9 protein-coding genes are annotated in these 13,615 nt (G+C 51.9%); 5 read left to right on the forward strand and 4 right to left on the reverse strand.

Annotated elements, in window-relative coordinates:
- Nucleotides 1–9 precede the first annotated feature (9 nt).
- Nucleotides 10–573, reverse strand: a complete 564-nt coding sequence (locus tag AC6I1F_RS00735; protein ID WP_160334713.1) for a single-stranded DNA-binding protein — start codon at nucleotides 571–573, stop codon at nucleotides 10–12.
- 206 nt (nucleotides 574–779) lie between these two features.
- Between AC6I1F_RS00735 and AC6I1F_RS00740 the strand changes: the two genes are divergently transcribed.
- The 5 genes from AC6I1F_RS00740 (at nucleotide 780) to AC6I1F_RS00760 (ending at nucleotide 11,868) form a co-directional block, all read left to right on the forward strand.
- Nucleotides 780–2,192: an ISAs1 family transposase gene (locus AC6I1F_RS00740; protein ID WP_497801576.1), complete on the forward strand. Its 1,413-nt coding sequence runs from the start codon at nucleotides 780–782 to the stop codon at nucleotides 2,190–2,192.
- 83 nt (nucleotides 2,193–2,275) lie between these two features.
- Complete coding sequence (uvrA, locus tag AC6I1F_RS00745) at nucleotides 2,276–5,101, forward strand: excinuclease ABC subunit UvrA (RefSeq protein ID WP_251569681.1); 2,826 nt, start codon at nucleotides 2,276–2,278, stop codon at nucleotides 5,099–5,101.
- Nucleotides 5,102–5,109: 8 nt separating this feature from the next.
- A complete protein-coding gene (locus AC6I1F_RS00750) occupies nucleotides 5,110–6,399 on the forward strand; it encodes a glycerate kinase type-2 family protein (RefSeq protein ID WP_160334715.1) in 1,290 nt (429 codons plus the stop codon).
- Nucleotides 6,400–6,596: 197 nt separating this feature from the next.
- Entirely contained in the window at nucleotides 6,597–10,538 is a 3,942-nt protein-coding gene (purL, locus tag AC6I1F_RS00755; protein WP_289185166.1) for a phosphoribosylformylglycinamidine synthase, read from the forward strand.
- A gap of 178 nt (nucleotides 10,539–10,716) precedes the next feature.
- Complete coding sequence (locus AC6I1F_RS00760) at nucleotides 10,717–11,868, forward strand: hypothetical protein (protein ID WP_160334717.1); 1,152 nt, start codon at nucleotides 10,717–10,719, stop codon at nucleotides 11,866–11,868.
- A gap of 172 nt (nucleotides 11,869–12,040) precedes the next feature.
- Here the strand turns inward: AC6I1F_RS00760 and AC6I1F_RS00765 are convergent, their stop codons facing one another.
- The 3 genes from AC6I1F_RS00765 to AC6I1F_RS00775 form a co-directional block, all read right to left on the reverse strand.
- Nucleotides 12,041–12,628, reverse strand: a complete 588-nt coding sequence (locus tag AC6I1F_RS00765; RefSeq protein WP_290432511.1) for an HdeD family acid-resistance protein — start codon at nucleotides 12,626–12,628, stop codon at nucleotides 12,041–12,043.
- Between the two features lie 71 nt (nucleotides 12,629–12,699).
- Nucleotides 12,700–13,137: a DUF2721 domain-containing protein gene (locus AC6I1F_RS00770; protein ID WP_251569683.1), complete on the reverse strand. Its 438-nt coding sequence runs from the start codon at nucleotides 13,135–13,137 to the stop codon at nucleotides 12,700–12,702.
- A 9-nt stretch (nucleotides 13,138–13,146) separates the two neighbouring features.
- On the reverse strand, nucleotides 13,147–13,587 hold the full coding sequence (locus AC6I1F_RS00775; protein ID WP_160334720.1) for a DUF2721 domain-containing protein: 441 nt from the start codon (nucleotides 13,585–13,587) through the stop codon (nucleotides 13,147–13,149).
- Between the last annotated feature and the right edge of the window lie 28 nt (nucleotides 13,588–13,615).

Below are 13,615 nucleotides of genomic sequence, written 5' to 3' on the forward strand. Positions count from 1 at the left end.
TTATTCTTATTAGAACGGAACGTCGTCGTCCAGATCGTCCATTTCCGCCGGTCTGCCGATAGGTGCGGCGGGCGCGGAGGGGGCAGAAGGAGCAGAGGGTGCGCTCTGACGGGGCGTGCGCGGGCTTTCGAATTCATCAGCGGAAGAGGGACGGCCTCTCGAGTAAGAAGAATCGGAACTGGCAGGGGCGCCTTTGTAGGCGGAGACGCTTTCGAATTCTCCGGAAGGTTCACTCTGAGCATTTCTGGAGCCAAGAAGCTGAAGAGAATCAGCAATGATTTCCGTCGAATAATGCGTCTGACCTTCTTTCTCCCAGCGGCGGGTACGCAGTCTTCCTTCGATGTAGGCCTGAGAGCCTTTGCGCAGGTACTGCTGTGCGATTTCAGCCTGACGGCCGAATAAAACAACGCGGTGCCATTCAACTTCTTCGTTTCTTCCGCCGTCCTGAGAACGTCTGTAGGTCGTCGTTGCCAACGCAAGCGTTGTAATTTGGAGCGAGTTGTCTGTGGTGTAGCGGGTTTCCGGATCTCTTCCGAGGTTCCCGATCAATATGACTTTGTTGACTGATGCCATTTCGTTTCCTTAGCGCATTAATTTTTTCATTCTACCGAAGTACAAACCGATACGCTGAAATTGCTTTGTGCTCGCTTCCGTACTGTCAGGGCGAACGCACAAAATTTTTAACAAAACATCCTTAACTCGTTAAAAAGTCGACAAAAACGGTTGACTTTTTTTGAAATATAGCATATAATATATATGTCTATAATTTAATAGGTGGCATGATGGCTGTCAGCAAGGAAATCCTCGACCTTATCCCGCAAGGCTGCAAGGTCAACTGGAACGAGAAACAACAACGCTTCTATGTTTATAAGTCCACTTATTACTACAGTAAGGAACACAAAAGATCTCGTGAACAGCGCACCCAGGTCGGTACGATCGTTAACGGCGTATTTACTTATGCCAAAAGCTACCTTCTCAAACAACAAATCAAGGACTTGAAGCAGGAGGTTAAGTCTTCAACTGCAGAAATCGTTAACAAAACCTCTGAAATTCTGTCCAATGAAGTCGTTGACCCTCGTCAGGCTGCGAAGGTTCAATATCCTTTGGCGTACGTGTATTTAGTCGCTTTGCTCAGCTCCTTGTCCGGGCAGACAAGTTGTGTGCAAATCGCAGATTATTGGAGCAACCATCGGGCAGCCCTGGAAACAGCATTTGAAGACTTTCCTAAGCAGGATATTTCTCACGATACCGTTCGGCGTCTTCTTATGCTGATAGATCCTGAACAATTCCAAAGCTTTTACGGCAGACTTGTAGAACCTCTGCTTCATAAATTTACTTCTCGAATTGTTGCAGTGGACGGTCAAGCGGTCAAAGCCTCCAGAAAAAGCGCAGAAAGAGCCGGTAAATACATCCTTACCTTCTATGACACTGAAAATGGAATTGCTTTAGGACAAAAGCTCATCGGGAGCAAGGAAAATGAGATCACGCACGCCGCCTCCATGGTTGAGGGACTCGATTTGGCAGGATGTATTGTTACGGCCGATGCACTCAATACGCAGGAAAAGTTTGCTTCAGCTTTAATCCAAAGAAAGGCAGACTACTGCCTTGCGGTGAAACAGAACCACAAATCGTTGTTTTATGACATGCAGTTAAGCTTCGTGGACCGCACCGAAACCCGTACGCTGGAGACCGAAAAAGTTGAACTCGGACATGGAAGAATCGAGACAAGAAAGATTTCGGTCCTTCCCGGAAGTTGCCTGCCCGCAGCCTTATTGAAGAAGTGGATAGGGCTGGATGAGGGCACGATCATTAAAGCTACAACAGAGAGCGTTAACAAGACAACCGGCGAGATCAGTTCTCTTGATCGCTACTACATTAGCTCCCTGAACTTCTTGAATGCCCATATCGCAGAACAATGTGCCAGAGCCGTTAGACGTCACTGGGGAATTGAAAATGACCTCCACTACGTCCTGGATGTTAACTTCTACCAAGATAGAACACAGTGCAAAAACGCCAACTATCTGCAAAACAGAGTCCTCTTGAATAAATGGGCGCTCGGGATGATCAGAAAACTTCAAAAAGAAGAGGAAACCGAAACCGGCAAAGAGGCTAAAAGCGTGAAGCGAATCATGGCTAAGCTGCAGTCTCCGACAGCAGCTCTGGAGGCGTTAACCTCACTAATTAACAAATAAATTCATGCGTACGCCCTGCCGTACTGTTTCTGAAGGATTTTCAAAAGATATGTAATATGTCGGTACAAATATTGGGGTCGCGTATGTCTGATATTCGAATTCGCGGTGCAAGGACTCATAATCTGAAAAATATCGATCTTGATCTGCCCCGCGGGAAACTGATTGTGCTGACCGGAGTGTCCGGCTCCGGAAAGAGTTCCCTTGCGTTTGACACTTTATACGCAGAGGGTCAGAGAAGCTATGTTCAGAGTTTGTCGTCCTACGCGCGTCAGTTCCTTGAACTGATGGAAAAACCCGATGTTGATCTGATTGAAGGTCTTTCTCCGGCGATCGCTATTGAGCAAAAAGGGACGAACAGCAACCCGCGCTCTACCGTCGGCACCAACACGGAAATCTATGACTATCTGCGGCTGCTCTTTGCTCGGATCGGCACTCCGTACTGTCCTCATCATCATATCGCGCTCAAGGCACTGACCGTCTCCGAAATCGCGGACAAAATTCTGCTTCGAGGTCAGGATAAGCGCATGATGATCATTGCACCGATCGATCGGAGCACCAAACGGCCCTCGGTCGAAATTCTGGAAGATCTGCAGGCTCGGGGTTTTACGCGTTTTCGTATCGGCGGAGAAATTTATACGATTGATGAGCTTCCGGAGCTCTCGGAAAATCATTCGGATATTGACGTTGTGATGGATCGTCTCAGAGTGCGTTCTGACTCTAGGCAGCGAATTGCCGAAGCGGCGGAAAGCGCGCTGAAGCTTTCCGGCGGGAAAGTTATTGCGCTTGATATGGAAGAGGCGAGCGAAGAGATCTACTCGGATCGGTTCGCCTGCCCCTACTGCGGCTACTCTGTTCCGGTGATGGAGCCCAAGCTCTTCTCGTTCAACAGCCCGAGCGGAAGCTGTCCGACCTGCTCCGGTCTCGGAGAGATCGAAGACTGGGACCCAGCGAAAGTTGTTTCCTCGGATGATCTTTCTCTTGCGGCCGGAGCGATTGAAGATTGGGACCCGGTTCATCGCTATAACTACGAAATGCTGGAAGATGTTTCCCGCGCGCTCGGTTTTTCTTTGTCGACGCCTTGGAAGGATCTTGATCAATCGATACAGCGTCAGATTCTTTGGGGTACGCATGCCCCGGTGAAACTCAGATTCATCAGCGGGAAAGGGGAAGTTTTTGAAAGCAGTGATCGTCCCTTTGAAGGCATTATTCCGCTGACCGCCCGCCGCTACGAGCAGACGGATGTCCCTGCGGTTAAGAGTGAGCTCGGAAAATGGCGTTCCATGTGTGTATGTCCCGCCTGTAAGGGTGCGCGCCTCTGCGAAGCCGCAAGAAACACCTATATCGGAGAAGACGGGCAGAAGAAGACGGTGCAGGACGTCTCGTCAATGCCCTTGAACAAAGCGAAAGAGTATTTTGAGCATTTGAGTCTGAGCGGAGCGAAACAGGAAATCGGTACAAAGCTCATTGAAGAAATCGTGCTGAGGCTTAAGTTTCTCGAAGATGTCGGTCTCTCATACCTTACGCTCGGTCGCAGAGCCGATACGCTCTCCGGCGGAGAGGCGCAGAGGATTCGACTGGCGGGCCAGATCGGATCGAGACTGACCGGCGTGATGTATGTTCTCGATGAGCCCTCGATCGGCCTTCATCAGTGTGATAACGAGAAGCTGATACGAACGCTGCATGCGCTCAGAGATCTCGGAAATACAGTTATTGTCGTCGAGCATGACGAAGATACGATTCGCCAAGCCGATTATGTTGTCGATATGGGACCGGGTGCGGGCGTTGGCGGAGGCCGAGTTATTTCTCAGGGGACTCCTGAGGAGATTACGGCCGATCCGGCTTCTCTGACGGGGCAGTATCTAAGCGGTCGGCTTAAGGTTGGGATTCCGGAAAAACGGCTGGAGCCGGACGGTCGTTTCCTAAAGTTCTGCGGCTGCAGCGGACACAATCTGAAGAATATTGATGTGTCGATTCCGGTCGGGCTGATGACGGTCGTGACAGGCGTCTCCGGTTCGGGCAAATCCACCTTGGTGAATGAAACGATATATGCGGCGGCCGCAAAAAAACTGAATCGGGCTAACACGACGCCTGAGCCGTATCAGTCAGTGCAGGGGCTGGAATTTTTTGACAAGGTCATCGCGGTGGACCAAAGCCCGATAGGGAAAACTCCGCGTTCGAACTCTGCGACCTATACCGGACTTTTCACTGCGATTCGTGAATTATTCGCGGAAACGCCTCTGGCTAAGGAACGGGGATACGGTCCCGGGCGCTTCTCTTTCAATGTGAAGGGCGGCCGCTGTGAGGCCTGCGAGGGGGACGGACTGGTTCGCGTGGAGATGAATTTCCTCCCGGATATGTATGTTCCATGTGACGTTTGCGGCGGCAGCCGCTACAATCGAGAAACATTAGAAATTGAATACAAAGGTCTGAGCATCTCCGACGTGCTGGAACTGACGGTGGATGAGGCTTTGAATGTGTTTGAAAATATTCCTGCGGTCGCTAAGAAGCTTCAGGTGCTTTCCGATGTGGGGCTGGGATACATCAAACTCGGTCAGAGTGCCGTTACTCTTTCGGGAGGCGAAGCGCAGCGGGTCAAGCTTGCGCATGAGCTTTCGAAGAAGGGGACGGGGCGAACTTTGTACGTTTTAGATGAACCGACGACGGGGCTTCATTTTCATGATGTCTCGATGCTTTTATCGGTTCTTGAGCGAATTAAAGACGCAGGGAACACGCTTCTGATTATTGAACATAATCTTGACGTGATTCGTGCGGCTGATTGGATTATAGATATCGGCCCGGAAGGCGGAGATGCCGGAGGGATGATTGTTGCGGAGGGCACGCCGGAGCATATAAGAGGAATCCCCTCTAGTAAAACCGGTACATATTTAGGAAACTTAAAGAAAAATTAGAGGTTCCCTTGAAACGAGAAAAAGACAAGTTTGAGCAGCTCCTCATGGAGTCCTTCTACGCGGCGATAGACGCGGCAGATCCTCATAAGGTGGTTGCGCCTCATATTCCAACAACGTTCGCCGGCGATGTCATTGTGGTCGGGGCGGGAAAAGCGGCTGCCAGCATGGCTGCGGCTGTAGAGGAGGCGTGGCCGGAAAAAGAACTGTCCGGCGTTGTCATTACCCGTCACGGACATTCGGAAAAAACCAAGAAGATCACAGTGCTTGAGGCATCTCATCCGATTCCGGATCAATCCAATCTGGATGCGACAAAGCGCATGATGGATCAGCTTGATCGGCTGAAAGAAGGCAGCATGTTGCTGGCGCTTCTTTCCGGAGGAGGCTCCAGCCTTCTTTCGCTTCCGGTGGAGGGTGTCACGATTGAAGACATTCGCAAAGTGACGGAAGATTTGCTGAAGTCCGGAACAAGCATCGATCATATTAATGCGGTACGCAAGCATGTGTCCCAAGTTAAAGGCGGACAGCTTGCGCTGGCGGCTCGAGCCAAGGGTGCCGAGGTTCTCTCACTGATCATTTCCGATACCGTCGGAGATAATCCGTCAGATATTGCTTCCGGCCCGTGTGCGGAAGATTTTTCCACTTATGCGGATGCGCTTTGGTATCTCAGTCAGGCTAAAGTTGAGGCGCCGGAATCCATTCTCAAGCACTTGCGCAACGGTGCCCGCGGCGCCATCCCCGAGACGCCGAAGATTGGCGACGTCCGTATGCGCGGCGTGAAAAACAAGATTATCGCCAATTCCTTTAAGGGACTGCAGGCAGCTGCGGCGTTCTTTAAGGAAAAAGGAATGCGTCCGGTTATTGTCGGAGACGGAATCTCGGGAGAAGCGAAAAAAGTCGCTCAGCAGGTTTCCCGCAAAATCCGTCTTGAACTCTCCAAGCCGAGACGCAAGCCGGTGGTTCTGCTTTCCGGCGGTGAGTGCACTGTGACGCTGACGGGACGACGCATTGGCAAGGGAGGTCCCTGCTCGGAATTTCTGCTTGCGCTCGCGCTCGAGCTTGAAGGCAATCCGATATACGCCATTGCGGCTGATACGGACGGCGTTGACGGCAACGGAGAGGCCGCAGGCGCAATTCTCAGACCGGACACGATGGAAAAAGCCAAGGAACTCGGACTTGATCCGCAGAAGTATCTTGAAGAGCATAACGCTCAGGAGTTTTTTGAAAAACTGGGCGATCTCTTTGATACCGGTCCTACGAGAACCAACATTAATGATTATCGTGTGGTTCTTATCCCGTAGAGGAAAAATTTTCAGGCACCCGAGAGCGCAGTCTCCCGGGTGTTTTGCTTATTGCGGAAGGTTCGATGCCTGAGCACGCAAGAGTTCGGGAAATTCGCGCACTTCAATTTAGAATAGACGAAATTACTTTAACCTCAACTAACCTAACTTCGGAGGAAGCTGCATTGCAGCCCTGATGACTGCGGCAGCATAAAAAAATGAGTCAGACGTCCATGTTTCGCTTAGACGCATCCAGAGCCCTGTCGGATTTTCGTACTGAAAGACTTCTTGAGAAAATTCGCCGTATCGCGCCTGACGCGGTCACACTGAACACTCGGTTCATCCATTTTGTAAAAACGGACGGCACCCTGTCGGCTTCTCAGTTCGAAACCATGCAGTCCATTCTCACTTACGGGGAAGAGGCGATTCTTACTTCCGCAAAAGAGAAATTCATGGTGATTCCCCGTCTCGGAACAATCTCTCCCTGGGCATCCAAAGCGACCGATATTGTCCGCAACTGCGGCCTGACAAATGTGCTTCGCGTGGAAAGAGGCACCTGCTTTGAGCTGATCATGAAGGACGATAAGCGCCTGAGCGAAGAGCAGAGAGAAAAAATCGCAGCCGTGATTCACGACCGCATGACTGAAAGCGTGGTGGCTCCGGACGTGGCTCCGGAAGTGGTTTTTGCTGAGGCTGAAGGACAGCCAATGCGCAGCGTTGACATTCTTACGGAAGGCAGAACTGCGCTGCAGAAGGCCAATGTTGAGCTGGGTCTTGCGCTCAATGATGATGAAATTGATTACCTCATCGACGCATTTACGAAATTGAAACGCAACCCGACGGACGTCGAGCTGATGATGTTCGCTCAGGCGAACTCCGAACACTGCCGACACAAGATTTTTAATGCGAAGTGGACGATTGACGGCAAAGACGAAGACAAGAGTCTTTTCGGCATGATTCGCGAGACGCACAAGAATCATCCGCAGGGCACGATTGTCGCTTACTCTGACAATGCCGCGGTTTTCGAAGGCGAAGAAGTTCCCCGCATGTATCCCCGCGGAAACGAAAACTCCGAGGGCGGCCGCGAGTACATTACGCAAAACGAGCGCACTCATTCCGTTTTCAAGGTTGAAACGCACAATCACCCGACGGCGATCTCTCCCTTCCCGGGCGCCTCTACAGGTTCGGGCGGAGAGATTAGAGATGAAGGCGCGACCGGCCGAGGCGCTCGTCCGAAAGCGGGTCTGACAGGATTTACCGTCTCTTCTCTGAGAATTCCCGGCGCGGTGCAGGGTTGGGAAAATGACAAAGACGTCAGCGGCCCCTCGAAGGACGCACCCTATTACGGCGCTCCCAAACGCATGGCTTCGGCTCTGGATATCATGGTCGAAGCGCCTCTCGGCGGAGCTTCCTTTAACAACGAATTCGGCCGTCCGAATATTCTCGGTTACTTCCGCGCATTTGAAGCCAATGTCGGCGGACGCCGTTACGGCTATCACAAACCGATCATGCTTGCGGGCGGTATCGGCAACATTCGAGACGATCAGACACACAAGCTGGCGCTTCCTCCGGGAACGCTTCTTGTGGTTCTGGGCGGCCCGGGAATGCGTATCGGCATCGGCGGCGGAGCAGCCTCTTCGATGGGCGCCGGGGCCAACAGTGAATCTCTGGATTTTGCCAGTGTGCAGCGCGGCAACCCCGAAATGGAGCGAAGAGCTCAGGAAGTGATCGATCGCTGCTGGGAAGCGGGTCTTGAGAATCCGATTCTTGCGATTCATGATATTGGCGCAGGCGGCTTATCCAATGCGATGCCTGAGCTTGCCGATCTTTCCGGTAAGGGCGCGAAGCTGGATCTGAATAAGGTGCCGATCGAAGAAAGCGGCATGAGCCCGCTGGAGATTTGGTGCAACGAGTCGCAGGAGCGTTATGCGCTTGCGATTGATCCGAGCCGTCTGAAAGCTTTTGAAGAGTACTGCAGGCGTGAGCGCTGCCCCTATGCGATTCTCGGCGAGATCTCCGAAGATGATGAACTTGTTGTGACGCGCTCGGAAGGAGAGGAGCCCGCGGTCGATATGCCGATGAGCGTGCTTTTAGGCAAGACACCCAAGATGCACCGAGTCGCAGAGCATGAAAAAGTTCAGTCGATGAAGGCGTTGAAAGACGCGGATACGAAAAAAGCCCTTTACGAAGTGCTGGAGCACCCGACCGTAGCCAGTAAGAAATTCCTGATTACTATCGGCGACAGAACCGTCGGCGGTCTTGTTGTCAGAGACCAGATGGTCGGGCCTTGGCAGGTTCCTGTATCCGACGCCGCAGTGACCGCAGTTTCCTATGAAAGCTTCCGCGGTGAAGCGATGGCCATGGGCGAGAAAACGCCTCTGGCGGTATCCAACGCGGCAGCGGCGAGCCGTATGGCAATCGGCGAAGCGATGACCAATATCGTCAGCGCGGATGTGGATCTTGACCGTATTATTCTTTCTGCCAACTGGATGGGCGCCTGCGGCGTTCCCGGTCAGGACGCGGCATTGTTTGACGCGGTTAAGGCGGCAAGCGAATTCAGCCAGAAACTTGGAGTCAGTATTCCCGTCGGTAAGGATTCTCTCTCGATGAAGACTGCCTGGAAGGACGAAAGCGGAGAAAATAAGAATGTGATCTCTCCGGTTTCCCTGGTGGTTTCGGCAGCGGCTCCGGTGTATGACGTGCGTGACAATCTGCTTCCGATGTTTGCCGAGAATGTTCTTGACAGCTCGCTTCTGCTGATTGACCTCGGACGCGGTCAGGATCGACTTGGCGGTTCGGTTTACTCGCAGGTGACACAGAGATTTGATTCCGTTACGCCGGATCTGGACGATGCGGAAGACTTAAAGAAATTTATGCGTGTCATTCGCTCTCTTGCGGAAAAAGGCGCGATTCTTGCCTATCACGACCGCAGCGACGGCGGCTTAGCGGCGACGCTGTGCGAAATGATGTTCGCAAGCCATGTCGGTGTCGAAGTGGTTGCCGACGGTCTTGTGAAAGACGGCAAGACGCTCAATGAAGCGCTCTTTAATGAAGAGCTCGGCGCGGTGATTCAGGTGACCCGCGGGCGTTCTTCCGAAGTCGTGAAAGCGTTTGAAGCTGAAGGCCTTCAGGATACTCTGATGTATCTTGGCAACCTGATTCCGGAAGAAAATCTCAATATTTACCTGGAAGGCAAGTGTGTTCTCTCCGAAGAGAGAGCCAATCTGCAGAAGGCCTGGTCCAAGGTTAGCTGGCAGATTGCCCGTATGCGGGACAATCCGGAATGCGCTGACAGTGAAAATGATCTGATTTCCGACCCGCATCACGGCGGTCTTACACTTGCGGTGGGTTTTGATCCTGAAGAGAACATTGCGGCCCCGTATATCAATACGGGCGTCCGTCCGAAGGTTGCCATTCTGAGAGAGCAGGGCGTAAACAGCCAGAATGAAATGGCGAGCGCGTTTATGCAGGCCGGATTTAATCCGGTTGACGTCCATATGACTGATCTGCTTTCCGGCAGAGCGAACCTTGCCGAATTTGTCGGCCTTGCCGCATGCGGCGGATTCTCCTACGGCGACGTTCTCGGAGCAGGCGGCGGATGGTCTAAGACCATTCTGCACAATGCCGGACTTCAGAACATGTTCCGCAGATTCTTTGAAAACCCGAACACATTTACGCTCGGTGTCTGCAACGGCTGCCAGATGGTTTCTCAGCTCAAGAACTTAATCCCGGGCGCCGCTCATTGGCCGACTTTTGAACGCAACTATTCAGAGCAGTTTGAAGCGCGTCTGGTCAATGTGAAGGTTATGGATTCTCCGTCGATTTTCTTTGCCGGAATGGCCGGAGCGATGCTCCCGATTGTCAACTCTCACGGTGAGGGGCGCGCGTATTGGAAAAATCAGGAAGACGAGGCTGAGGCGATTGCAGCGGCTTGTTATGCGGATTCCAAACAGATGCCGACAGAAGTTTATCCTCTGAATCCCAATGGTTCGCCCATGGGTAAGACGGCATTTACGACACCGGACGGCCGCGCGACGATCATGATGCCGCATCCGGAGCGCAGCTGGCGTGCGGTGCAGCTCTCATGGCGCTCTCCTCTGCTGGAGGATGTATCGCCGTGGGCGCGCATCTTCCAGAACGCACGAGTTTGGGTCGGTTAAGTCAAAACTATTCGTAAGTCCCGTTTTTACGGGTCATTACGCACAAGGTGTTTCAGAGCGGGCGGTCAAATAGGCCGCCCTCTTTCTTTGCGTGTAAACTTTCGGAAAGCATTATCAATAACGCAGGCCTGCACAGAGCTTTGGAGCTTTTAAGGAGCAGGCTTGTTTAGGAATTTAAATGGACGAAACAAAAACTGAGCAGGACAACATTCTGAATGATCCTAATCTTGGCGAGATTTTCCAGCTCGCAGTGATCAACAGCAAACCGCCGAAACGCGAAAAATTCGATTGGGCAAATTTCAAACCGCAGGCAGTGAAGTCTGCAGAGGATCTTCCTTCCTATCTGGTTTTCGGACCTCTCAATCACGGCACTCTGATTATCAATGCGGACGGTTTCAATGCGGAATGGTCCGATCCTGAGCAGAAGGCGAAGATTGTGCTGAATTGGAACTCGAAGACGCACAAGTACACCGCCTCTCAGGTTTGGGACGGTGAAGAGGGAAGCGCCACACAGCAGGATGACACAACGCCTCTGATTCAGGTTTTTGCTATGCTTTACGAAGACGGTTTTCCGAAGAACTGGGACGCGAAAGCAAAAGAGCAGTTCGAAGGGAAGTACTATCTGACCTGGCTTGAAGGGAACGAGCGTCTTCCGACTTATTTCGCGGCTCCCGACGGAGTGTTCCGTGTCATCAGTTTCCCGGTGATGATCAAGAACCTGAGACACGCCCGTACCATCCTTGAACACATTTCTGCGGAAACGCCGAATTACGGATTCTTTGCGACTGCGACCCTCATGCAGCAGGATGTGTACTACAAACTCGGAACAGCTCCTGACTGGACAAGAGACATTGCCATGTGCATGACGCAGTCGATCGGTGAAACCGGTCTGATTCCTCAGGATATTCCGAGAACGGAAGAGATCGAAGGCGCTCAGTGGAATCATCTGGTACGCGACGCGATGATGCTTCACGTCTTTGTGCCGTTTGCCGGAATGAGAGACATGCTTCAGAAGCTCTCTGAGAGTCCGATGCCGATCATTGAGCGTACGGACGCGCCGATCCGCCGCGACCTGCTCCCCGTTGTGTCGCCGCAGGGCCTTCCTGAAAAGCTCAATTCCTTCACGCTTGACGATACGATTCAGGGAATTCGTGTGACGTATACCTTCCTTGCTCCGGAGATCGCGCTTGACGATCTGCTGACACTGGATTCGAACAGTCAGATTGATCGCCTGGAAAAGTTCTCAGACGCCATTCTTGATCAGCTGTCAGCCGACGTGGAAGAAGCTAAGCGCAAGGCCGAAGAAAAGCCAAGAATCGTCACGGAGTAGTAGCGGATGATTTAGCGGCCGACCGCAGAGCGGCCGGTAGAGAATGCAGCAGACGCTCACTGCAAAGAAAGCAGTGGGCGTTTGTTTTTACGGTGATTAATACAAAAAACCGAACCGGCGCTGAGACAACGCCGGTTAATTCAGTCAGAAGCGCAAAGTGCGGTTCAGCTTTTTACGATTCAGACTGGTTGCCGATGGATTTAACTTCCAGACCGAACATAACGCCTGTCCAGCCGTCGAAGATCAGTTCGATTGCGACGAAGATACCGAAGATCCAAACGGAGCTCTGAGGCCATCCCCACCACAGGCAGACGCCAAGCAGCAAAGAGACAATTGCCGAGAAGAGCATCAGTCCCCAGCCTTTCGCATCGGTATTTCTGAACGCGACCCAGCACTTAATCAAGCCCACGGCAATGAAGTAAGAAGCGAGGAACAGCGTGAGTGTTTCAGTACCGGCGACCGGATAGAACATCAAGAGCAAACCGGTTAACGCGGTCAGCAGTGCAAGAATGATCGCTGCCGTTCTTGCGCCCCATCCTTCAGCCTTCCAGAAAAGGGCGAGTCCTGTGCCGCCGCTCACCAGAAGCATGGCGCCGATGAAGATCGTGACACCGATGGAAAAGGCGATCGGAGCAAACAGACCGATAGTTCCCAGGACGATGCTGAAGATACCCCAGCCTATGATCCCGTTCGCATGCAGCTTAAGAGGAAGAACCAAATCTTTTTTGACGCGATCGTTGATATTGTTGTTGTCAGACATTTATAGCCTCCTAATGTTTGATGAGGTAATGATGGTTCAAACAAGAGGGAGGCTGTTGGATTATCGGACCACTATGGGCGCCTAATCTGATCGATGGAAGTCTTGAGTGTCCGCAGAGAAATTTGAACTTCTAGGACGAAAAACACCGTGGAAACCACGATAAATACGACGGCTGTCAGAAGGATCGTTGACTTCCAAACTTCAAAATTCAGATTCCAGAGATGTTCCAAAATGGTGACAAGAACCAGAATTCCGGCAAATGCGGCTGAGGTGGTCACTGCGAGAATGGCGTTCTTCAGCAAATGGCTTCTTTCATAAGTAAGTCGAATCGCCTGCTCAAGAATCGGATCGGTTTTAGGCGCTAGTTTGCGGCGTTCTTTTAAAAGCGCTCTGACTCTGTCCGTGGTGTAGTTGTAGCGGGCAGTCATGGCGAGCAGCAGTAAACCGACGCCTGAGATCAGCGTGATCGGTGTTAAAGCATCGGAGAGCGTAACGGCATACGAAATCATTGTGCACTCCTACTGCGGATGGTCATGGTGGTGAACGGACAGCCCGATCGCTCTGACGGAAATTTGAACCTCGCCAACGTAAATGCAGCTCGAAAGTACAATGAAAATAACGGAGGCTAAAAGCATCAAAGATTTGGTCAGAGACAGATCAAAATCAAAGAGACGTTCTATGACGATTGCCAGAATCTGCAGACTGCTGAACGCAGCGGAAATCATCAGCGTCAGAATTCCGTTTTTCAGAAGACTTGCGCGCTTGAAAATCAGGTCTATGGATTGATCGATTTCTTCATGAAGATCTTCGGGTTCGGCCGCTCTTTCCGCAAGGAGCTGTCGGATCCGTGAGGCGGCATGGCAGTAGCGCGCCGACATTGAGACCAGGAGGAGTCCTACTCCGGAAATCAAAGTAACGGGCGCCAGAGCATCCGAAAGTGTTGCACTGAATTCGAGCATTATCCTCTCCAAAGAATCTGCTGAAATT

The sequence above is a fragment of the Parasutterella sp. St.1A3 genome (assembly GCF_059728705.1).

What these genes read in the sequence shown, in the direction of transcription:
- purL (WP_289185166.1), top strand. Translation starts at nt 6,597, where the DNA reads ATGAGTCAGACGTCCATGTTTCGCTTAGACGCATCCAGAGCCCTGTCG.
- AC6I1F_RS00775 (WP_160334720.1), bottom strand. Translation starts at nt 13,587, where the DNA reads ATGCTCGAATTCAGTGCAACACTTTCGGATGCTCTGGCGCCCGTTACT.
- uvrA (WP_251569681.1), top strand. Translation starts at nt 2,276, where the DNA reads ATGTCTGATATTCGAATTCGCGGTGCAAGGACTCATAATCTGAAAAAT.
- AC6I1F_RS00765 (WP_290432511.1), bottom strand. Translation starts at nt 12,628, where the DNA reads ATGTCTGACAACAACAATATCAACGATCGCGTCAAAAAAGATTTGGTT.
- AC6I1F_RS00740 (WP_497801576.1), top strand. Translation starts at nt 780, where the DNA reads ATGATGGCTGTCAGCAAGGAAATCCTCGACCTTATCCCGCAAGGCTGC.
- AC6I1F_RS00770 (WP_251569683.1), bottom strand. Translation starts at nt 13,137, where the DNA reads ATGATTTCGTATGCCGTTACGCTCTCCGATGCTTTAACACCGATCACG.
- AC6I1F_RS00760 (WP_160334717.1), top strand. Translation starts at nt 10,717, where the DNA reads ATGGACGAAACAAAAACTGAGCAGGACAACATTCTGAATGATCCTAAT.
- AC6I1F_RS00735 (WP_160334713.1), bottom strand. Translation starts at nt 573, where the DNA reads ATGGCATCAGTCAACAAAGTCATATTGATCGGGAACCTCGGAAGAGAT.